A 21,380-nucleotide genomic window follows, 5' to 3' on the forward strand; every position below is an offset into this window, starting at 1 on the left:
AGAAAGAATTACAGCGCCTTGATAGTGCCTTTAGGCAGCACGGCGGCGACGAAATCACGTTTAATGACGACTTCATTGGTGTCATTCAGCGCGATAGCTACGTAGCCCGTGTCAGAGACTTTTGTTACGCGGCCTACAAGGCCACCGCTGGTCAGCACTTCATCACCCTTAGAGATAGAATCCATCAGCTTCTTGTGCTCTTTCGCACGTTTCTGCTGCGGACGCAGGATCATGAAATAGAAAATCAGACCAAACACCACCAGCATGATCACCAGAGAATACGGACTTCCCTGAGACGGTGCGCCTGCTGCGGCCACGGCGTCAGAAATGAAAAAGCTCATTAAATTTCCCTCATTGATGAATTATCAGACGTTAAAGGCGGAACTTCTTTGCCCGTCCGTTGGTAGAACTCGTTTACAAAGCGCTCTAATTTACCCTCTTCGATGGCCTGGCGTAAACCTGCCATCAGGCGCTGGTAATAGCGCAAATTGTGGATAGTGTTCAGACGCGCGCCCAGTATTTCGTTACAACGGTCGAGATGATACAAGTAGGCGCGGCTATAATTGCGACAGGTGTAACAATCACACTCCGCATCCAGTGGCGCAGTGTCATCTTTGTATCTGGCGTTGCGGATTTTCACCACACCCTCGGTCACAAACAGATGACCATTTCGGGCATTACGGGTCGGCATCACGCAGTCAAACATGTCGACGCCGCGACGGACGCCCTCAACCAGATCTTCTGGCTTGCCGACACCCATCAGATAACGCGGTTTATCCTGCGGAAGCTGCGGACAGACGTGCTCAAGAATACGGTGCATGTCCTGCTTAGGCTCACCCACCGCCAGGCCGCCCACAGCGTACCCATCAAAGCCAATCTCTACCAGACCTTTCACCGAGACATCTCGTAAATCTTCGTAAACCGAGCCCTGAATAATGCCAAATAGCGCATTTTTATTGCCCAGGCTGTCAAAACGGTCACGACTGCGTTGCGCCCAGCGCAGCGACATCTCCATCGAGCGTTTGGCATAGTCCCAGTCCGCCGGATAGGGCGTACATTCATCGAAAATCATTACGATGTCGGAACCGAGGTCGTACTGAATCTCCATCGATTTTTCCGGATCGAGGAAGATCGGGTCGCCGTTGATCGGGTTACGGAAATGCACGCCCGCTTCGGTGATTTTACGGATGTCACCCAGGCTGAAGACCTGGAAGCCGCCGGAGTCGGTCAGGATCGGTCCTTTCCACTGCATAAAGTCATGCAGATCGCCATGCAGTTTCATGATCTCCTGACCCGGACGCAGCCAGAGATGGAAGGTATTGCCCAGAATGATCTGCGCGCCGGTCTCCTGCACTTCTTCCGGCGTCATGCCTTTAACGGTGCCATAGGTGCCAACGGGCATAAATGCAGGGGTTTCCACCACACCGCGATCAAAAATCAGACGGCCACGGCGTGCGCGCCCGTCTGTGGTATCAAGTTCAAATTTCACAAAGCCTCCATCGGAGAAACAGTCCGATGCAGATAACCTTCAGTCGCTCTCAGTCGATTCCGGCTATCGGTTAATAAATCAGTCGCCCACTTTTTCCAGCGGCGCCTGCGGATTTTTGCTGATAAACATCGCGTCACCATAACTGAAGAAACGATATTGCTCAGCCACGGCTGCGCGGTACGCGGCCATGGTGTGCTGATAACCGGCAAACGCCGAGACCAGCATAATCAGAGTCGATTCGGGCAGATGGAAGTTGGTGATCAGCGCATCAATCACCTGATACTCATAGCCCGGATAGATAAAAATCTGGGTATCGTCGAAGAACGGCGCAATCAGGGCATCCTGACTCGCTTTGGCGGCGCTCTCCAGCGAACGGACGGAGGTGGTGCCGACGGCGACCACTTTATTACCACGCGCTTTACAGCCCAGCACCGCGTCGACAACCTCCTGCGGCACTTCGGCATATTCAGCATGCATATGGTGCTCTTCGATGGTCTCGACGCGCACCGGCTGGAAGGTACCTGCACCGACATGCAGCGTCACAAACGCCATCTCAATGCCCTTTTCTTTCAGCGCCTGCAGCAGCGGTTCATCAAAGTGCAGACCAGCGGTCGGAGCCGCGACGGCACCCGGACGGACGCTGTAAACCGTCTGATAAAGCTCGCGATCCGCCTCTTCATCGGGACGATCGATATATGGCGGCAGTGGCATATGACCGACGCTGTTGAGAATGTCGAGTACGGCGCGCTCATCATCAAAAACGATCTCAAACAGCGCATCGTGACGTGCCACCATGGTCGCTTTCACGCTCTCATCTTCGCCCAGCAGCAGTTCTGCACCCGGCTTCGGCGCTTTCGAGGCACGTACGTGCGCCAGTACGCGTTTGTCGTCGAGCATCCGCTCCACCAGCATTTCAATTTTGCCGCCGCTGGCTTTACGGCCAAAGACGCGCGCCGGAATCACACGGGTGTTGTTGAACACCAGCAGATCGCCCGGATTTAGCTTATCCAGCACGTCGGTGAAAACACCGTGTGACAAGGCCCCGCTGGGACCATCCAGCGACAGCAGGCGACAGCCGCTGCGCTGCGCCTGGGGATAGTGAGCAATCAGGGATTCGGGCAATTCAAAAGCAAAATCGGCGACACGCATTGAAATGTTCTTTCTCAGGCAAAAACAGGCGGCACAGTTTAGCGGAAAAACGACCATTTCTGAACAACTGGCTGCGCAAAGGCAGTTCAGCCTATAATGCAGCATGAACTTTCTTGCGCATCTCCATCTGGCCAGGCTGGCCGACAGCTCCCTGCTCGGCAATTTAATGGCCGACTTTGTGCGTGGCAACCCGCACCAGCACTGGTCTGCGCCTGTCGCGGACGGCATTCTGATGCATCGTCGTCTGGATGTAATGACCGATGCACTGCCGGAAGTGCGCAGCGCCCGTCAGTTGTTCCGTGCGGAGACTTATCGTGTAGCACCCATTACGCTGGACGTCATATGGGACCATTTTCTCGCTCGTCACTGGCAGCGATTCACGCCGGACCAGACGCTGGTCGCCTTTTCTGCCGCCGCCGAGCACGAAATCATTCCGCAGCTGGCTGACACGCCCGTGGAGTTTCAGGAACTCAACGCGGTGATGTGGCGCGAGCGCTGGTTTGAGCATTATGCCCAGCCAGCGCGGCTGGAACGGGTGCTGCACGGCATGGCCAGCCGCCGTCCACGCCTGGCGGCACTGCGCGACTCTTACCACGATTTCACCGAACACTATGATCAGCTGGAAGCGCTGTTTTTTGTTTTTTATCCGCGTTTAATGGCGCTGGCATCCAGCAGAACCCTGTAAAACCCGATCCTCTGCTGCCGGGCTGGCGGATGCCAGCTTTCGCCTGCATAAAAAGCCCCTCTCCCCCTCTGCGCCATCTTGCCATTGCTGCTTATCTGCGGCTTAATGAAGCCTTTCTTAACAATAGTTAAGAAAACATCACAGCCAGACCGCCTGTTCAGGCGCACCTTCCGTTCGTTATGGCAAAAAAATCATAAGAGGAAAAGATGTCATCCGCTTCGCATTCTGAAATAGACGCGCGTTATCGTTACGCCTGCGACATCGCCCGTGCGGCGGGCAGCCGGGCCTTATCTTGGTATCAGCAGCGTCAGACACTGGTCGTGGAACACAAAAGGGATTTGCAGGATGTGGTCAGCGAGGCTGATCGAAACGTTGAAGCATTGATTAAGTCGTTAATTGCTGAGCGTTTTCCTGAGGATGCCGTCTATGGTGAAGAGAGTGGCGGCGAGGTTGAGGGCACGCCTTTTATCTGGGTCGTCGATCCAATCGATGGCACCGCCTGCTTCGTCAATGGCCTGCCTAACTGGTGCGTCTCGCTGGCTGTCGTCTGTAATGGCGAACCGGTGATCGGCGTGGTCTGCGATCCCAACCATCAGGAGCTGTTTCACGCACGAGCAGGCCAGGGCGCGTGGGTCAACGAGAGCCGTCTGCAGGTTCATGATGCTGAGCATCTTAACGAAGGTTTGCTCGGCATCAGCAACTCCAGCCGGACCCCGGGCGAAAGTACCTCGCGCCTGATTAGCGGCTTAATTGAACAGGGTGGTATGTTTATTCGCATCGGCTCCGGCGCGCTGACCAGCGCCTGGGCAGCGGCCGGGCGACTGATTGGCTACTACGAAGCGCATATGCATCCGTGGGATAGTCTGCCGGGCATCGTCCTGATGCGTGAAGCAGGCGGTGTTACCAATGATTATCTGCGAAACGAAGGACTAAAAAACGGCAACCCGGTGTTGCTGGCAAATGCGGCCCTTTATCCAAAAATTAAAGCGCTGACCGGTAATCGCGCTCTGGAGGAGTAAATGACTCTGCCTGTCCTGTACCGCTGTGCACTGCTCCTCAGTTCTCTCTGGCTGCTAAGCCCGGCGTCACAGGCGGCGGATTACCAGTTGGAGAAAGTGGTCGAACTGAGCCGTCACGGCGTACGTCCGCCCACGCCCGGCAATCGCAAAGAGATAGAAGCCGCCAGCCAGCAACCCTGGACGCAGTGGACCACTGCCGATGGCGAGCTGACTGGCCACGGCTACAGCGCCGTGGCGAATAAAGGACGCTGGGAAGGCGAGCACTATCGCCAGCTCGGCCTGCTGAATGCGGGCTGTCCTGAAGCGTCCCAGGTTTACGTGCGAGCCAGTCCGCTGCAGCGCACCCGCGCCACGGCCGCGGCGCTGACGGACGGAGCGTTTCCCGGCTGCGGCGTGACGGTGCATCACGTCGAGGGCGATGCCGATCCCCTGTTTCAGACTGAAAAGCTGACGGTTACCCAGATAGACCCCGCTCAGGCGCTGGCCGCGAAACAGCAGAAAGCGGGCAATCTGGCGCAGCTCCAACAGCAGCTGCAACCGGCGATTCGGCAATTGAAAGCCGCCGTCTGCCCGGCAGCAACAGAGTGCCCCTTATTTGATGCGCCCTGGGCATTCCGGCAGACCCGCAACGGCAACACTTACGTTTACGGGCTGAGTGTGATGGCGAGTATGGTGGAGACGCTGCGGCTGGGTTACAGCGAAAATCTGCCGTTTGATCAGCTTGCCTGGGGACACATCACCTCGGCCGCGCAGATCACCTCGCTGCTTCCGTTGCTGACCGCAAACTACGATCTCAGCAACGACATCCTCTATCAGGCACAGCGCCGTGGCTCAATATTGCTTAACACCCTGCTGGAGGAAATTGCTTCTGATAGCTCGCCAACCCGCTGGCTGATTCTGGTGGCGCATGACACCAACATTGCCATGGTGCGCACCCTGATGGACTTTAGCTGGCAGTTACCCGGCTATTCACGCGGCAATATTCCGCCGGGCAGCAGTCTGGTTCTGGAGCGCTGGCGCGACACCCGCAGCGGCAATCGTTTTTTGCGGATCTATTTTCAGGCGCAGAGTCTGGATGGCATCCGCCAGCTGCAACCCATTGATGATAAACATCCGTTATTACGTCAGGAATGGCATCAGCCAGACTGCAGAGTCACCGAGGTCGGCCTGCTCTGCCCTTATCAATCCACGCTGACTCAGCTGCGTAAAAACCTGGATAACAGCGCTGTGCTGCCGGTTTCAGTTATATTGCCCTGAGCCTGTGGCTAATCAAATTAAGGCCGTAGCCGCAATGCGGCCTTAATAATGTTAACCGCTGTTAATTAACGTCATTCCGACCTTTTCTTAATTAAATCATCTGACTATCAGTGCCACGCATTTTGTTTTACGATAGTCCCGTCAATCATCCCTTTATTAACTATTTTCCTGTAATCCTTGAGTATTTCGGCGACTTGCTTCGCCGTTTTTTATTTTTTCCTCTCTGATTCCTCCAGCACCAAAGTGCCTGTACGTCCGCGAACTCTCTTACCAGAAGCCCGATTGTCGCGCGTTGCACGTTATACGCCTCAGCGATATTCATTGTTATTTGAAATAATCATTCCCGGAATTATTGGCTGAAATAATGTGATGCATGATCTTATTCCGCAGACAGGAAATTAACGTCGGATAAAAGGACTTCGTGTTGTGGCGTGGATCACACAAATAATCAGATATGAGGAAATAACAGAGGGAAATAGCGTGTTCTGCTCTCCCGTAAATCGGGAGAGCAGAACAGGAAATTAGCGGGTTTTACGCACCAGCTTATAGCCCAGCAGCAGCACCACAATCCACACCATACCGACATAGAGTGAAATGCGGGTATCGGGGAAATAACCAATCAGGCCGATAATAAAGCAGAGAAAGGCAACGCCGACACCGGCAGTCCAGCTGCCGCCTGGCAGCGCAAACTGCAGCTTACTCGCCGCCTCTTTGCCAATTTTGCGACGGAACGCGATCTGCGACAGCAGAATCATGATCCAGACCCACACCGTTGCAAAGGTCGCCAGCGAGGCGATCACCAGGAAGACTTTTTCGGGCATCAGATAGTTGAGATAAACCGCAATCAGCATGGCGAACATCATCACTACTACCGTCACCCACGGAATCCCGCGCGAAGAGACCTTCATAAAGACCTTCGGAGCATGTCCCTGCTGCGCCATCCCGTGCAGCATGCGGCCCACGCCAAACACATCGCTGTTAATCGCCGAGAGTGACGCGGTCAGCACCACGAAATTGAGAATAGAGGCGGCTGCCGCAATACCCAGATGCTGGAAGGTCAGCACAAACGGGCTTCCCGACGTCCCCACCTGATTCCACGGATAGATCGACATAATCACAAACAGCGTGCCGACGTAGAACACCAGAATGCGCCACGGCACCGAGTTGATGGCGCGCGGAATCGACTTCTCGGGATCTTTCGCTTCACCGGCGGTGATACCAATGATCTCGATGCCGCCATAGGCAAACATCACCATCTGCAGCGACAGCAGCATACCGACCACGCCGTGCGCAAAGAAGCCGCCGTTGGTCCACAGATTATGGATGCCGGTCGGCTGACCGCCGTTGCCAAGCCCCCAGATGATCATGCCGAAACCGGCCAGAATCATCACGATAATGGTGGCGACTTTGAAGAAGGAGAACCAGAACTCCACTTCGCCGAACACCTTCACACTCATCAGATTGACGGCACCGATAATCAGCACCACGCTCAGCACCCAAATCCAGTGCGGCACCTCGGGGAACCAGACGCCCATATAGATGCCGAACGCGGTGACATCCGCAATCGCTACAATCAGAATTTCAAAACAGTAGGTCCAGCCGGTGATGTAACCCGCCATCGGCCCAAGATAGTCCTGCGCGTAGCGTGAGAAGGAGCTGGCCTGAGGATTATTAACGGACATCTCACCCAGCGCGCGCATGATGATATAAGCCACTGCCCCGCCGATGATATAGGCGAGCAGCACGCTCGGTCCGGCCATTTTTATCGCATCGGCGGAACCGTAAAACAGCCCGGTGCCAATCGCCGATCCCAGCGCCATAAAGCGGATGTGGCGCGTGCTCAGTCCGCGTTTGAGCTTGTTGGTTTCTTGCATAACAACCTGTACCTGTGAAATGAAAAAACCACGGGCAAGCCCGTGGTTAAAGAAAAATCAGTGCTCTCTGTTACGAGTGAACGGCAACCTGTTCCGGCCCTTTCACCCGATCAACAACAGCGGCAATTAGCAGCATCACCAGCGACGGCGGCAACCAGGCAAGACCCTGATCGGCCAGCGGCAGATGCTGACTGAAAGCGGGCAGCAAATCTTTAAACCCGGTGGTTTTAATCGCATCAACAATACCAAACAGCAGGCTTACCAGCATGGCTGGTGCGACAATCCGGCTGCTCTTATTCCACCAGTTAAGGGTGAAACTCAGCACCACCAGCACGATACAAGGCGGATAAATCGCCGTCAGTACCGGAATGGAGATCTGAATCAGGTGGCTCAGTCCGAGGTTCGACACCACCATCGAGAAGAGACCCAGAATAAACACCAGCGTTTTATACGATAATGGCAGGTATTGCGCAAAAAATTCCGCACAGGCACAGGTCAGGCCTACAGCAGTCACCATACAGGCGATGAAGATCAGCGTGGCCAGGAAGAAGCTGCCCATGTTGCCAAAAGTGTGCTGAACATACGCATGCAGAATCGCTGCGCCGTTGGCATTTTGATCCACCAGCGCCCCACTGCCCGCGCCCAGTTTAAACAGGCAGAGGTAGACCAGCGTCAGGCCCAGACCGGCAATCAAGCCTGCCAGGACGGTGTAACGGGTCAGCAGCGCGGCATTATCGACGCCGCGCGAACGGGCGGCGTTGACAATCACGATGCCAAATACCAGCGCGCCCAGCGTATCCATGGTCAGATAGCCATTAACGAAACCGCTGGAGAACGCCGCACGCTGATAATCAGCCGTTGCCGGAATGGTCCCACCTGCAGGCCACACCAACGCAGCCACGCCCAGCACAGTCAGCGCGATAATTTTTAGTGGCGCAAGGAAGTGCCCTACCGTGTCGAGGAGCTTGCCCGGATAGAGCGACACACCAATCACCAGCACGAAATAAATCAGGCTATAGATGAACAGCGGCAACGCGCCATCACCGGTCATCGGTGCAATGCCCATCTCAAACGAGACCGTTGCCGTGCGCGGGGTGGCAAACAGCGGTCCGACAGCCAGATAGCACACGGTAGCCAGCACGATGCCAGCGACCTTGCCAATCGGGGTGCTGAGCGCATCGACGCCGCCGCCGACGCGGGCCAGCGCGATCACGGTCATCACAGGAAGACCGACTGCGGTAATAAGAAAACCAATCGCGGCAGTCCAGACGTGTTCGCCAGACTGAATACCGACCATTGGCGGGAAAATGATGTTACCCGCACCAACAAACAGGGCAAATGTCATAAAGCCCAGCGCGAGAATGTCCTTCGAATTTAAACGATGTGTCATACGGCCTGTCACTGATGTTGCGGTGGAAGTTGGGTTAGTGTTGTCCCCTCGCTGCGTGTAAACCGCGATCTGGCTGACAATGTCAGCGCATTATGCTCGTCGCAGGGTAAAGCGCAGGTGATTTAAGCTGCTTTTATTCTGTTCACAGAGGGATGGATCGACAACGGCGCTAAGTAAAACGTTTATAGCGGCGAAAGGCAATACGGGATCGGAAAACCAGAAGGTTATACCGCCATTTTTCTAAAAGGCAGTGGATAGCATTAATTTTTTCTGCAGGCACACAAGATGATGTGCCTAAATAATAGACAGAGCGTGAGAAATCCCCGCATAAACGGGGCTGAAGATACACAAAAGGCGCGTTTTACGCGCCTGTCTGCACAACGTTACAGCACTACCAGACCTGATTCGCGATATCGACGACCAGGCGAATTTTTTGCCACTGCTGCGCTTCGCTCAGGCTGTTGCCCTCTTCAGTTGACGCAAAACCGCACTGCGGGCTGAGGCAGATCTGTTCCAGGCTGACATACTGCGCCGCCTCTTCCAGCCGGGTTTTCACCTGCGCCGGATCTTCCAGTTCACCCACTTTCGTGGTGATGAGGCCCAGCACCACCTGCTGATGGCCCGGCTTAATATAACGCAGTGGTTCAAAACCGCCGGAACGGGCGTTGTCATACTCCAGGAAGAACGCATCCACGTTGACGCTGCCGAACAGGATTTCTGCCACCGGCCCGTAGCCACCCTCTGAGATCCAGGTTGAGCGGAAGTTCCCGCGACAGACATGCAGACCCACGGTCAGATCAGCAGGTTTATCCTCCAGCGCTTTATTCAGCACCTGCGCGTAAGTCTGTGCCAGCTGATCCGGATCGTCGCCGCGTGCGCGGATATCGCGCTTCTGATCTTCAGAGCAGAGGTAAGCCCAGACGGTGTCATCCAGCTGGAGATAGCGGCAACCCGCATCATAAAATGCCTTAATCGCCGCTTTGTAGGTCTGCGCCAGATCCTCGAAGTAGTCCGCCAGATCGGGATAGACCTCTGCATCAATCACTTTGCGGCCACCGCGAAAGTGTAAAACGCTGGGGCTGGGAATGGTCATTTTCGGCACCGCATCCCCGGCAATACTCTGCAGGAAGCGAAAATGCGCCAGCATCGGGTGATCCGCCGGGAAACCGAGTTTGCTAACCACTTTCACACCATGCGCTTTGGTCTGCACGCCATTAAACTGGATACCCTGCTCCGCTTCATAGCTCTCGACGCCGTCAAGGCCATAGAAGAAATCGAAGTGCCACCAGCCGCGACGAAACTCACCATCAGTGACCACTTTCAGGCCATTTTCACGCTGCTTCGCTACCACATCGCGAATCGCATCATCTTCGACCTGCTGCAGGGCTGCCGCATCAATCTCTCCGGCAGCAAACTGTTCGCGCGCCTGCTTAATCGCAGCGGGACGCAGGAAGCTGCCAACGGTATCGGCACGGAAAGGGGCGGTTTCTCTTTGCATGATCACTCCTGTCTCTCCTGCCGGTAATGACGGCAGGAAATAATTGCATCCTGATATAAATAGCCATCTGGATGGCTACATGTCTGAATACAGAGTGGCATGAGGCGCGCTCATCTGCAACTGAAGAAAATTCAGTGATGATGAAAAAAATTCAACTTGCGGGGTTAACGCAGCGCGGCACGCGCCTGCGCCATCTGACTGTCTGAAAGCGGCAGATAGCCCGCTTCGCTGACCCGCCGCTGACCTTGCGGAGAGAGCACCTGCTGCAGAAACGCGGCTATCAGCGGTGGCAGCGGTTTGCCGGGCGCTTTATTAACATAGAGATAGAGGGGACGTGCCCAGGGATAGCGGCCGCTGCGGATGGCATCAGCATCCGGGGCAATCGCCTGCCCCTGATCATTCATCACCGCCAGCATTTTTACGCCGCTGAGGTGAAAGCCAAAACTGGCGTAGCCGATGCTGCGCGAATTACCGGCCACTGCCTGCACCACCGCGGCCGAGCCAGGGAATTCCGCCACGTCGCTGCGAAAATCGCCTTTGCACAGCACCTGCTGTTTGAAGAAACCCCAGGTGCCGGAGGCAGAGTTACGACCATAGCGCTGAATGGGTCGTTGGTTCCACTGCGCGCCGGTTAAACCGAGATCGCCCCAGCGCAGCGGCACGCTGTGTGCACCACACAGGCGGGTAACGGAGAAGATGGCGTCGAGCTGACGCGGTTCAATCTGCTGCAGCGGGTTACGCTGATTCACCACCACTACCAGCGCATCCATCGCTACCGGCACCGCCAGAGGCAGATAACCGTAGCGCGCCTCAAAAGCCTGGCGCTCATCGGCCTGCATCGGGCGGCTCATCGGCCCGAGCTGTGCGGCGCCCGCCGCCAGCGCAGTCGGCGCGGTAGAAGAACCGGAGGCCTGAACCTGCACATTGACGCCCGGCGCCTGGCGACTGAAATCTTCACCCCACAGGGTCATCAGATAGCCGAGCGTATCGGATCCGACGCTGCTGAGATTGCCGGATAGCGTAACGGGCTGGGCCAGTGCCAGGCCCGGCAGCAGAGTAACGATCAACAAAAGAAGGAGGCGCATCAGGGAGATCCGGCAGCGATTAATGAACGGCATTCTCCTGCATCACGCTGCTGACAATCAACCTCGCGGGCAGTGTAAAGGTAAAACAGGTCTCTTTATTCGGCACGCTGGTGATATCGAGTCGCGCGTTATGGTGGCTCAGAGCATGTTTCACAATCGCCAGCCCCAGCCCGCTGCCGCCAGTGGCGCGCGAACGTGCTTTATCAACCCGGTAGAAACGCTCGGTCAGGCGTGGAATATGTTCTGAGGCGATACCCGGCCCGTTGTCGCACACCCGGAAGGTGGCGCCCTGTTTGCCGCGCAGCCAGCTGATATCAATCCGCGTACCGTCCGGCGTATGATTGACCGCGTTGTAAACCAGATTGGAGATAGCGCTGCGCAGCTGTTCATCGTTGCCGAACACTTTCAGATGGGGATCGGTATGGAAATGGATATCGTGACGACCACCACTCAGCGTCGCCGCCTCATGCTGCAGCAGCTTCAGCATCACCGGCACATCGACCTTCTCTTTCAGATCGATCGCCGGCGCGGCTTCAATACGCGACAGCGTCAGCAGTTGTTTGACCAGGCTGTCCATGCGGCGCGTCTGCTCCGACATGGTGTGCAGCGCTTTACTGCGCGAAGGCTCGCTCATCACCGAGTCGTTCATCATCTCCAGATAGCCCTGCAGCACCGTGAGCGGCGTGCGTAATTCATGGCTGACGTTGGCAAAGAAGTTGCGGCGCGCCCCTTCCAGCTGATGCATCTGCGTCACATCACGCGCTACCAGCAGCCACTGCCCCTCGCTGTAGGGCATGACGCGGAATTCCATATGAAGTTTGTTGTTCAGCACCAGCGTCAGCGGCTTGTCGAAATCGCGCTGGCGAAGATAGCGGGAGAACTCCGGATAACGCAGCAGATTGAGGATGTTCTGGCCATTATCTTCCGGCCAGCGCAGCCCCAGGTGCTGCTGCGCCAGGCCGTTACACCAGAAAATGGTGCCCTCTTCCGTGGTCAGGATCACCGCATCCGGCAGCGACTCGGCACCGCTGCGGAAACGCTTAATCAGATTACCAAGTTCACGTCGCCGCCGCCGGTTGCGCAGTTGCATCTGGTAAAGGCCATAAAACAGCGGTTCCCAGCTGGCACGCCCGGCCGGTGGCGTCATTGTGCGGTCGAGCCACAGCCAGTGCGACAATCGCATCAGATTGTGGAAATGCCATAACAGCACCATGACCACGCTCAGCAGCAGCCACCAGGGCAAGCCGCCAAACAGCAGGCCCAGCAGCGCCGCAGGCAGACAGGCCAGCAGCAGTTCTGTCAGTAATCTCTTCCAGGAGAGGCGTTCCAGCACGGTAAAGGCTCCGTTTAATAGCGGGCAGAGAAACGATAGCCTGTTCCACGGACGGTTTGTACCATGCGATCGTGGCCGGAGACTTCCAGCGCTTTACGTAAACGGCGAATGTGAACATCGACAGTGCGATCTTCCACATACACATTGGTGCCCCAGACGTGGTTCAGCAGCTGTTCGCGGCTGTAAACGCGTTCCGGGTGAGTCATAAAGAAGTGCAGCAGCTTATATTCGGTGGGGCCCATCTCCAGCGGCGTGGTTTCGGACATCACGCGATGTGAAGAGGGATCCAGACTCAGTCCCTGCATCTCAATCACCTCTTCCACCGCCATCGGTGAAATACGGCGCATCACCGCTTTAATTCGCGCCATCAGCTCTTTGGGTGAAAACGGTTTGGTAATGTAATCATCGGCGCCCACTTCCAGGCCGCGCACCCGATCTTCCTCTTCGCCACGCGCGGTGAGCATCATCACCGGAATATCGCGCGTCATCGCCTCACGTTTCAGATGCTTGATAAACTGAATACCGCTGCCACCGGGTAACATCCAGTCCAGTAAAATCAGATCGGGCCAGGGTTCAATCAGCTTGCCAACGGCGCTGTCATAATCTTCCGCCTCGATTGGCTGATAGTCGTTCTGCTCCAGAACAAAACACAACATTTCACGGATGGGGGCTTCATCCTCCACAACCAAAATGCGCTTAGCCATTATTACTCCTGCTGATTATGACGGCTGTCACTGAGATTCGCGGCGCCATTATGCGTCAGATTTGTGACACTTTTATGAAAAACATAACCTGCCTGTAACGCCGTTGGTAATCATTTATGACAGCGCAGCGACAATTTTTTGCTTTGGCTGCAGAGCCAGTATAATCGCCGGGCGAATCACAACGGCAGGGACTCATCATGCGCATCATTCATACTGCGGACTGGCATCTGGGGCAGTTCTTTTACAACAAAAGTCGGGCAGCCGAACATCAGGCGTTTCTCGACTGGCTGTTGATCCAGATTGAACAACATCAGGTGGATGCGTTGATTATTGCAGGCGATCTGTTTGATACCGGCACGCCGCCCAGCTACGCCCGCGAGATGTTTAACCGATTTGTGGTGGCGCTGCAGCCCACCGGCTGTCAGCTGATTGTGCTGGCGGGCAACCACGATTCCGTGGCGACGCTGAATGAGTCGCGCGAGCTGCTCGCCTGTCTCAACACCCGGGTGATCGCCACGCCGCAGGAGCAGGCGGATGTGCTGCTGCTCAACACCCGTCAGGGCGAACCGGGGGCGCTGATGTGTGCCATACCCTATCTGCGGCCGCGCGATATCCTGCGCAGCCGGGCGGGTCAGTCGGGACGTGACAAACAGACCTTGCTGCTGGAGGCGATCGCCCATCACTATCAGCAGCGTTTCGCCGCTGCCCAGGCGCTGGGTTATGCGCTGCCGATCATCGCCACCGGCCACCTCACCACCGTCGGCGTCAGCCAGAGCGATTCGGTGCGTGACATCTATATCGGCACGCTGGATGCCTTCCCGGCTAGCGCCTTTCCGGCGGCTGATTACATTGCGCTGGGCCATATTCACCGCGCCCAGCGCGTCGCGGGCAGCGAGCATATCCGCTACAGCGGCTCGCCGATTCCACTGAGCTTTGATGAGCTGGGGACTGAAAAGAGCGTCTTCCTGCTGGAACTGGCGGCCAGCGGCCTGAAATCGGTCACGCCGCTGGTCGTGCCGCAGGCGCAGCCAATGCAGGTACTGAAAGGATCGCTGGCGCAGATTGCGGAGCAGTTAAACGCCTTCAGTACGGCAGAGCAGGAGAAGCCCACCTGGCTCGACATCGAAGTCACCACGCAGGAGTACCTCAGCGATCTGCAACGTCAGGTCGAAACCCTGACCGCCACGCTGCCGGTCGAGGTATTGCTGCTGCGCCGCAGCCGTGAACAACGGCAGCAGAGCCTGGCGCGGCTCGACAATGAAACCCTGAGTGAGCTGAAGGTGGAGGAGGTCTTTGCCCGCCGCCTGGCGCTGGATGAAGAGCTGCAGCCGGCGCAAATCGACGAGATGACCACCCTGTTCCGCCAGACGCTGGCCGCCATGGAAGAGCCCCAATGAAGATCCTCACCCTACGTTTTAAAAACCTCAATGCTCTGCGCGGTGAATGGTTCATCGACTTCCGCGCCGAACCCTTTGCCAGCAACGGCCTGTTCGCCATAACCGGGGCAACCGGGGCGGGTAAAACCACGCTGCTGGACGCGATCTGCCTGGCGCTCTATCACCAGACGCCGCGCCTGGGCGCGATTTCCCAGAGCCAGAATGCGCTGATGACGCGCGACTGTGCCGAATGTCTGGCTGAAGTAGAGTTTGAGATCAAAGGCGAAGCCTGGCGCGCCTTCTGGAGCCAGAACCGTGCGCGCGGCACCGCCGACGGCAAGCTGCAGGCACCGCGCGTTGAGCTGGCGCGCTGCGCCGACAACATCATTGTTGCCGATAAAGTCGGTGACAAGCTGAAGATGATCGAAACCCTCTCCGGTCTTGATTTCGAACGCTTTACCCGCTCGATGATGCTGTCACAGGGCCAGTTCGCCGCCTTCCTCAACGCCAAAGCCAGTGAGCGCGCCGAACTGCTGGAGGAGCTGACCGGCACAGAAATTTACGGCCTGATTTCCGCCGCTATCTACGAGCGCCATAAAGAGGCGAAAACTCAGTTGGATCTGCTACGCAGCCAGGCGGGTGCGATGGCGCTGCTGGATAGCGACGCACGCGACGCGCTGCAACAGCAGCTCACCGATCTGACCGACGCGGAACAGCGGCTTAGCACCCACTATCAACAGGCGCAGCAACAGCAACAGTGGCAGCAGCAGGCGCAGCAGTTACAGCAGGAGAGTGAGCAGGCTGAAGTGGCAGTACAGCAGGCCCAGGCCGCATCCCAGGCGGCTGAGACGGACCGCCTGCGGCTGGCTCGCAGCGAACCGGCTGAAAAGCTGCGGGTAAAACTGCAGCAGCGCGACGCATTACGCACCGAACAGCAGCAGATTGAGAGCCGCTGTCAGCAACTTACAGCGGCGCAGCAACAGGCGCAGACCCAACAGCAGCAGCATCAGCAGAATTACGCGGCCAGCCAGATGGCCCGCCAGCAGGCGCTGCAGGAACAGCAGCAGCAAGAGAACCTGCTGACGGAACAGGTTCTGCCGCTGGATCAGCGGATCAGCACGCTGCAGCAGCATCTTGCGGAGCTGCAGCAGGAAAATAGCCGTCTGCAGCAACATGCCGACCAGACCCAGGCCAGCCTGACGGAGCAGAAGCGGCAGGTCACGTCAGTGCAGCAGGCTATTGCTGATCAGCATCAGTTACGTGAGCAGCTTGCCGATCTGGCGCATTGGGGCGCTTCACTGCCAGTATGGCAGGAGAACTTTGCTCTGCTGACACAGCGTGAGGCGACGCTGGCGGGACTGACACAGCAACGCGAGCAGCAGCGGCAACAGATCGACGCACAGCTTGCAAAGCAGCAACAGCAGGCACAACAGGCGCAACCTCGCCAGCAGGCGGAGCAACAGGCCCGCCAGGCACTGTTGCAGGCGGAGCAAGCACTAACTTCGCTTCAGGAACAGCATCCGCCAGCCGCACTGCGGCTGGCATTAAGCCAGTTGCAGAACAGCCGTCCGGCGCGTCAGCAACTGCTGCTGCTCTCTGCGCAGTGGCAGCCGCTGCACCAGCAGCTGGGGCAGCGTCAGCAGCGGCTAAGCGCGCTGGAAAAAGCGCATCAGCAGAGTGAAGCGGAACTCCAGACCCTGCGCGAGACGTGGAAACGTGAAAAGCAGCAGTTGGATGACGTCGAAAAAATCTGCGCGCTGGAGCAGCAGATTGTCGATCTCAGTGATTACCGCGCTCGTCTCACTGCCGATCAGCCCTGCCCGCTGTGCGGCTCCTGCACTCATCCTGCCGTCGAGGCCTACAGCACACTGGAAGTGAGTGCTAACCAGCAGCGCCGGGCTGCACTGCAGCAACAAACCGAGGCATTGCGCGAAGCGGGCACGGCAAAAAGCGAACAGTTGAAGCAGTCCGCACTGCAGCAGCAGACTCTGCACGATGAAATCGCGGAGAATCAGCGTCAGCTCGACCAGCTTGAGCAGCAATGGCAGGCGCTGAGCGGTGAGCTGGCACTTACCTTCCCGCTTGCCGATCGCGAGGCCTTAGCCGCGTGGCAGCAGCAGCAAAGCGAACGTGAAAGCCAGCTTGAGCAGCAGCGACAGGCGCAGGAAGCCGCCGAACAGGCGCGTCAGGCCGCAAAAGATCACCATCTTCAGCAGTTGCAGGCCTGGCAGCAACATCTGCAGGCGGAGCAACTGGCGCAGCAGTCGCTGGCCAGCCTGCAGCAGGCGCTGGATGCGCTGCAACAGCGTCAGCAGCAGGAACAGCAGGCCATGGCGCAATTGCAGAGTCGTCTGGAACAGCAGTTCAGCGCCCATAACCTGACTTTGCCGGACGCCGCCGATCGCGATGCGTGGCTGGCTAAACAGCAGCGGCGCTGGCAGCGCTGGCAGGAGAGTGAGCAATTGCTCGCTAACCTGCAGCCGCAGCTGTTAAAGGGCGAAACCCAGCTCACCGCCCTGCAACAGCAGGCAGACCTGGAACAGCAGCAGCTCGCGACCCGTCAGCAGCAGCAACAGCAGAGCCAGATGCAGCTCAGTGACATGCGTCAGCAGCGTCAGGCGCTGTTCGGCGATCGCGACGTCACCCTCGCCCGTCAGCAGATGCAGACTCGCGTTCAGCAGTCTGATGAACAGCTGGCGCAGCAGCTCACTGCCCTGCAGCAGGCCCAGGCCGAGGTCAGTCGCCTGCAGGGTGAGCTTTCAGGGCTGGAAAATCAGCGTCAGACACTCAGCGGCAAACTGGCAGAGGCGGAAAGTGCCCTTCAGCAGGCACTGGAGAGCGCCGGATTCGCCGACGAAGCCAGCCTGCGTGCAGCGCTACTGGATGAGCAGACCGCGTTGCAACTGCGTCAGCACCTGCAGCAGCTCGACCAGCAATGCCAGCAGCAGCAGGCGCGACTGGCAGATCTGCGTCAGCGGCTCAGCGTTCATCAGCAGGCGAAGCCCGATGCGATGCCGGAATCCGCCGAAGCGCTGGCGCAGCAGCTGGAGCAGTGTCGGCTGGCACTGCGCGACAACGCCAGCAAGCAGGGTCAGATTCAGCAGCAGCTACACAGCGATGCCAGTCTGCGCGCGCGGCAGCAGAGCCTGATAACGCAGATTGAACAGGATGGTGTGGTGCTGGCGCAGTGGAGCCGGCTCAACGACCTGATCGGCTCTGCGACCGGCGATAAGTTCCGGCGCTTCGCCCAGGGCTTAACGCTGGATCACCTGGTGGCGCTGGCTAACCGTCAGCTCGATCGGCTGCATGGCCGCTATCTGCTGCAACGCCGGGCGCAGGATTTGCTGGAGCTGGATGTGGTCGATACCTGGCAGGCCGATGCAGCGCGCGATACCCGCACGCTGTCGGGAGGCGAGAGCTTCCTGGTGAGTCTGGCGCTGGCGCTGGCGTTATCGGATCTGGTCAGCCACAAAACGCGCATCGAATCGCTGTTTCTGGATGAGGGGTTCGGCACGCTGGATGCCCAGACGCTGGACACCGCGCTGGATGCTCTCGACGCGCTTAACGCCAGCGGCAAAACCATTGGGGTAATCAGCCACGTGGAAGCGATGAAAGAGCGTATTCCGGTGCAGATTAAAGTGCGCAAGATGAATGGATTAGGTTACAGCCAGCTGGAACTGCCGCAGGGATAACGGGCGCTGGGGCGGCAAATTCTGGTTCTGTCGACAGTCGGAGTAATGCCATAGCATTCATGATGCCGGTCTGTAGACTGTCAGCAGCAGACCGGAAGATCTTTAAGGAAAGTTGGCCAGTTAAATGAATTTAATTAATATAAATATGAGAATATTGCTGGGGGTGATTATTGCAATATCGCTCAGCGCCTGTCAGCAATCTGTTATAAAGCAACGGGGTAGCGTGGCAAACCTGTGTCAGCCTGCAAAAGATCCGGACAGCAAATCCTGTCACTGGACTTATCAAATGCAGCCGGTGCTTAACAGGCAGTTCACGGATGCGACGCGTTATGCCGGTCAGCAATGTCTGGTACGGATGGAGTGGCAGGAACACAGCAGACGTTATGCGGTGACTCAGACTCAGGGTGATGAAGCGCTCTGCCTGCGTGCCTGGCAGCTGGTGGCGCAGACCCGCGATCTGCCGCCGCCACCGGAGCCTGGGCAACCGGCGTGGTTCGGCTTTGCGCCGCGCGGTTAGCTGGCCAGTCCTTCCTGGCGCCACTGGCGTGGACTGATGCCAAACCAGCGGCGAAATGCGCGTGAGAACGCACTGACTTCAGAGTAGCCCAGCAGCAGCGCCATCTCTGAGATCGGCAGCTGCTTCTGCTGCAGATAGTGCGTCGCCATTTCGCAGCGCACCTGATCCACCAGCGCGGTAAAGCTGCTGCCCTCCTCGCGCAGCCGCCGCTGCAGTGACCAGCTCGATAGCCCGAGTTTATCAGCCACCTCCTCCAGCACCGGCTCACCCTGCATCAGCGATAAATTGACCTGAGAACGCGCCTGCTCAATCATGCTTTGCTGCGACGTTCCACGGTTAAGCCGCCGGATCGCATCCTGCATCACCATCAACAGGATCGGATCGCTCTCCGGCATCGCGCGCAGCAGATCGCGCTTCGGGATCACCAGCGAATTAAACGGCTGATCGAACCAGACCGGCGCATCAAACACTTTGCAGTGATCGTGCCACTGGCCGGGACGCGGATGCTCAAAATGCACTTCGCGCGGTGCCCAGTGCCTGCCCGCTACATGGCGGATCAGATTCATAAACATCCCCAGCGTCAGCTCTGCATCCTGACGGCGCGACAGAATAGCCCCATGTCGCACCTGATAGTCGAGCCGCCAGCACTCTCCCTTATCCACCAGCCGGGTTAAGGTGTCGTGCTGATGCCAGGGAAAGGCATTGACCACATTGTGTAGCGCCTGCTCCAGCGTGTCGGAGCACAAGCCGATGTAGCCGATCAGGCCTAATGACTGCGGTTTAAACTGCCTGCCGTAGTGCAAACCGAAGTTATCAAAACCGGAGTGACGCGCCGCCTCTTCCAGTACCCGACAGTAGTTAACCAGCCCCAGGCTCAGCGTCGGGCTGGACAGGCGCTCCGGATCGATACCGCTGATGCCGAAGATGCGATCAACATCGCCGCCCTGGGTATGAATAAAGTCGCTTAAGCCGGTCGCCGCCGCTGCCAGCACGCCGTGATTGCCTGCTCCCGCCGCTGCAGAACAGGCCGCAAATGCATCAGGCTTTATCAGTGTCGGATTCATGGTCGCCTCAGTCAGAATTCAGGTGGATCACCCGTCCCTGAGATCAGAGCAAATTCCATACCAGGTCCCCGATGCCTGCCGCGCCGCCTGCGGGCAGGTCAGGCTGCGCACGGGCATGGCATCGGGCACTGCGGCGGCGCAGCAACGCCCGCCGCTGGTGCATCAGACGCCGACCGGCAGTTGCTGACCTTCCAGATACCGGCGGCAGAGGCGCACCGAATGGCTGGCCCACTCCGGACCCAGACTGTGCGCCATTTCGGTTTCGGCATGCGATCCTACCCATGCGGTGAGCTGGATGCGACGCTGGATCAGCAGTGCCGGCAGCATGGCCATCTCCGCATCACTGATATGCGCCACCTGCTCGTAACCGCGAAGCCAGTGATCGATCCACTCTGGCGCGCGCGGATGATGCTCCACAAAACTGATCGCTGCCGCCAGATCGTGCAGATACCAGCCGAGCCCGCAGTCATCGAAATCGATCACCCGCGTTTCGCCCTTGTGCAGCAGCAGATTGGTCAGTCGAAGATCGGCGTGGATCAGACCATAGCGATCCGATCCCTTGCCAAACTGCGCCATCGCCGTACCCACATGGCTTATCGCCTGCTCTACCACGCGGTGATCGGCGGGATTGAGATTGGGTGCATCCTGCCAGCGTCCCCAGTGACTCTCGCTGCTGGTCATCGTGTGGTGATCCCAGATAATCCGCTGAAAACCCGCAGGCGGCTGCCACTGTTTACTGTGCTGATGCAGCCGCGCGGTAATGTTGCCCAGTTGCTGAAAAGCGCAGGGATCGACGTCGGTGGTCGGCATCTCGCCGTCGATCCAGTGAAACAGCACCACGTAACGTTCACCACCATCGGGCAGCCGCAGCGTCAGCACGGTTTCGCCCTCTTTGTCCGGCACCGCTTCCGGCACCATAATGCCGGTTTCGCGCAGCGCATTGAGCCACAGAAGTTCGCTAACGATGTCCGCTTTTTGATGGTAATCGCCGCGATGCAGCCGCAGCGCATAACGCCGGCCTGCCGCCTGCAGCAGGAACGTGGCGTTCTCTGAGCGGCACAGCAGGCTGAGCTGCCCCTGCAGCGCGGCGGGATAGCAGGTCAGCGCCTGCTGCGCCATCAGCGTGAGTTGGGAATCAGTCAGGTTGTCATATTGTTTAGCGCTCATCAGTCCGGCTCCTTTTCACTTGCGTTATCTCAGCATGCGTTGCCAGAAGGTGAGCTGCTTGACCTCAGAAGAGACAAAGTT

Annotated in this window: 17 protein-coding genes; 6 read left to right on the plus strand and 11 right to left on the minus strand. The window is 57.7% G+C overall.

Going from position 1 to position 21,380, the window contains the following annotated elements:
• Positions 1-8: 8 nt before the first annotated feature.
• From yajC to queA, 3 genes are all read right to left on the minus strand, one after another.
• Positions 9-341, minus strand: coding sequence for a preprotein translocase subunit YajC (yajC, locus tag AC2LB6_RS08415; RefSeq protein WP_010255353.1), 333 nt, complete (start codon positions 339-341; stop codon positions 9-11).
• Positions 341-1,489 carry a tRNA guanosine(34) transglycosylase Tgt gene (gene tgt / locus AC2LB6_RS08420; RefSeq protein ID WP_010255351.1) on the minus strand — a complete coding sequence of 383 codons (1,149 nt, stop codon included), beginning with the start codon at positions 1,487-1,489 and terminating at the stop codon, positions 341-343. Before tgt ends, yajC begins: the two co-directional genes overlap by 1 nt.
• Before the next feature lie 78 nt (positions 1,490-1,567).
• Positions 1,568-2,638, minus strand: a complete 1,071-nt coding sequence (queA, locus tag AC2LB6_RS08425; protein ID WP_490093160.1) for a tRNA preQ1(34) S-adenosylmethionine ribosyltransferase-isomerase QueA — start codon at positions 2,636-2,638, stop codon at positions 1,568-1,570.
• Positions 2,639-2,741: 103 nt separating this feature from the next.
• On the opposite strand from queA, the gene AC2LB6_RS08430 reads away from it, so the two are divergent.
• The 3 genes from AC2LB6_RS08430 (at position 2,742) to AC2LB6_RS08440 (ending at position 5,599) form a co-directional block, all read left to right on the plus strand.
• Positions 2,742-3,323, plus strand: coding sequence for an ACP phosphodiesterase (locus AC2LB6_RS08430; RefSeq protein ID WP_090963288.1), 582 nt, complete (start codon positions 2,742-2,744; stop codon positions 3,321-3,323).
• A 206-nt stretch (positions 3,324-3,529) separates the two neighbouring features.
• On the plus strand, positions 3,530-4,342 hold the full coding sequence (locus AC2LB6_RS08435) for an inositol monophosphatase family protein (protein WP_090963290.1): 813 nt from the start codon (positions 3,530-3,532) through the stop codon (positions 4,340-4,342).
• Positions 4,343-5,599 carry a histidine-type phosphatase gene (locus AC2LB6_RS08440; RefSeq protein ID WP_490093161.1) on the plus strand — a complete coding sequence of 419 codons (1,257 nt, stop codon included), beginning with the start codon at positions 4,343-4,345 and terminating at the stop codon, positions 5,597-5,599.
• A gap of 521 nt (positions 5,600-6,120) precedes the next feature.
• Here AC2LB6_RS08440 and proY read toward each other — a convergent pair.
• The 6 genes from proY to phoB all read right to left on the minus strand — a co-directional run bounded on the left by proY (position 6,121) and on the right by phoB (position 13,483).
• Entirely contained in the window at positions 6,121-7,473 is a 1,353-nt protein-coding gene (proY, locus tag AC2LB6_RS08445; protein ID WP_090963294.1) for a proline-specific permease ProY, read from the minus strand.
• Positions 7,474-7,543: 70 nt separating this feature from the next.
• Positions 7,544-8,863: a branched-chain amino acid transporter carrier protein BrnQ gene (gene brnQ, locus AC2LB6_RS08450; protein WP_434150807.1), complete on the minus strand. Its 1,320-nt coding sequence runs from the start codon at positions 8,861-8,863 to the stop codon at positions 7,544-7,546.
• A 391-nt stretch (positions 8,864-9,254) separates the two neighbouring features.
• Positions 9,255-10,361 carry a cobalamin-independent methionine synthase II family protein gene (locus tag AC2LB6_RS08455; protein ID WP_490093162.1) on the minus strand — a complete coding sequence of 369 codons (1,107 nt, stop codon included), beginning with the start codon at positions 10,359-10,361 and terminating at the stop codon, positions 9,255-9,257.
• A gap of 164 nt (positions 10,362-10,525) precedes the next feature.
• Entirely contained in the window at positions 10,526-11,446 is a 921-nt protein-coding gene (locus AC2LB6_RS08460; protein WP_490093163.1) for a PstS family phosphate ABC transporter substrate-binding protein, read from the minus strand.
• A gap of 19 nt (positions 11,447-11,465) precedes the next feature.
• Positions 11,466-12,779 (minus strand): phosphate regulon sensor histidine kinase PhoR, encoded by a 1,314-nt coding sequence (phoR, locus tag AC2LB6_RS08465; protein ID WP_419136867.1) that lies wholly within the window; start codon positions 12,777-12,779, stop codon positions 11,466-11,468.
• A 14-nt stretch (positions 12,780-12,793) separates the two neighbouring features.
• Positions 12,794-13,483, minus strand: a complete 690-nt coding sequence (gene phoB, locus AC2LB6_RS08470) for a phosphate response regulator transcription factor PhoB (protein ID WP_003852491.1) — start codon at positions 13,481-13,483, stop codon at positions 12,794-12,796.
• 197 nt (positions 13,484-13,680) lie between these two features.
• Between phoB and sbcD the strand changes: the two genes are divergently transcribed.
• The 3 genes from sbcD to AC2LB6_RS08485 all read left to right on the plus strand — a co-directional run bounded on the left by sbcD (position 13,681) and on the right by AC2LB6_RS08485 (position 19,068).
• Entirely contained in the window at positions 13,681-14,880 is a 1,200-nt protein-coding gene (gene sbcD, locus AC2LB6_RS08475) for an exonuclease subunit SbcD (protein ID WP_490093164.1), read from the plus strand.
• Positions 14,877-18,551, plus strand: a complete 3,675-nt coding sequence (locus tag AC2LB6_RS08480; RefSeq protein ID WP_490093165.1) for an AAA family ATPase — start codon at positions 14,877-14,879, stop codon at positions 18,549-18,551. The genes sbcD and AC2LB6_RS08480 overlap by 4 nt, the downstream gene beginning before the upstream one ends.
• Before the next feature lie 223 nt (positions 18,552-18,774).
• The gene (locus AC2LB6_RS08485) at positions 18,775-19,068 is read left to right on the plus strand and encodes a cell envelope integrity TolA C-terminal domain-containing protein (RefSeq protein WP_490093166.1); all 294 of its coding nucleotides are present in this window, start codon (positions 18,775-18,777) and stop codon (positions 19,066-19,068) included.
• Here AC2LB6_RS08485 and qhpR read toward each other — a convergent pair.
• Both qhpR and AC2LB6_RS08495 read right to left on the minus strand, forming a co-directional pair.
• Entirely contained in the window at positions 19,065-20,132 is a 1,068-nt protein-coding gene (gene qhpR / locus AC2LB6_RS08490; RefSeq protein WP_490093167.1) for an AraC-like transcriptional regulator QhpR, read from the minus strand. The two genes, AC2LB6_RS08485 and qhpR, sit on opposite strands and share 4 nt — an antisense overlap.
• 162 nt (positions 20,133-20,294) lie before the next feature.
• Complete coding sequence (locus tag AC2LB6_RS08495; RefSeq protein WP_490093168.1) at positions 20,295-21,299, minus strand: phosphotransferase enzyme family protein; 1,005 nt, start codon at positions 21,297-21,299, stop codon at positions 20,295-20,297.
• Between the last annotated feature and the right edge of the window lie 81 nt (positions 21,300-21,380).

It is taken from the genome of Pantoea sp. RCC30.1 (assembly GCF_058148845.1).

Excerpts from the sequence above, each read along its gene's own strand:
- sbcD (WP_490093164.1), top strand. The coding sequence starts at position 13,681 with ATGCGCATCATTCATACTGCGGACTGGCATCTGGGGCAGTTCTTTTAC.
- yajC (WP_010255353.1), bottom strand. The coding sequence starts at position 341 with ATGAGCTTTTTCATTTCTGACGCCGTGGCCGCAGCAGGCGCACCGTCT.
- phoB (WP_003852491.1), bottom strand. The coding sequence starts at position 13,483 with ATGGCTAAGCGCATTTTGGTTGTGGAGGATGAAGCCCCCATCCGTGAA.
- AC2LB6_RS08435 (WP_090963290.1), top strand. The coding sequence starts at position 3,530 with ATGTCATCCGCTTCGCATTCTGAAATAGACGCGCGTTATCGTTACGCC.
- AC2LB6_RS08440 (WP_490093161.1), top strand. The coding sequence starts at position 4,343 with ATGACTCTGCCTGTCCTGTACCGCTGTGCACTGCTCCTCAGTTCTCTC.
- AC2LB6_RS08430 (WP_090963288.1), top strand. The coding sequence starts at position 2,742 with ATGAACTTTCTTGCGCATCTCCATCTGGCCAGGCTGGCCGACAGCTCC.
- brnQ (WP_434150807.1), bottom strand. The coding sequence starts at position 8,863 with ATGACACATCGTTTAAATTCGAAGGACATTCTCGCGCTGGGCTTTATG.
- AC2LB6_RS08495 (WP_490093168.1), bottom strand. The coding sequence starts at position 21,299 with ATGAGCGCTAAACAATATGACAACCTGACTGATTCCCAACTCACGCTG.
- qhpR (WP_490093167.1), bottom strand. The coding sequence starts at position 20,132 with ATGAATCCGACACTGATAAAGCCTGATGCATTTGCGGCCTGTTCTGCA.
- AC2LB6_RS08480 (WP_490093165.1), top strand. The coding sequence starts at position 14,877 with ATGAAGATCCTCACCCTACGTTTTAAAAACCTCAATGCTCTGCGCGGT.
- AC2LB6_RS08455 (WP_490093162.1), bottom strand. The coding sequence starts at position 10,361 with ATGCAAAGAGAAACCGCCCCTTTCCGTGCCGATACCGTTGGCAGCTTC.
- queA (WP_490093160.1), bottom strand. The coding sequence starts at position 2,638 with ATGCGTGTCGCCGATTTTGCTTTTGAATTGCCCGAATCCCTGATTGCT.
- AC2LB6_RS08460 (WP_490093163.1), bottom strand. The coding sequence starts at position 11,446 with ATGCGCCTCCTTCTTTTGTTGATCGTTACTCTGCTGCCGGGCCTGGCA.
- proY (WP_090963294.1), bottom strand. The coding sequence starts at position 7,473 with ATGCAAGAAACCAACAAGCTCAAACGCGGACTGAGCACGCGCCACATC.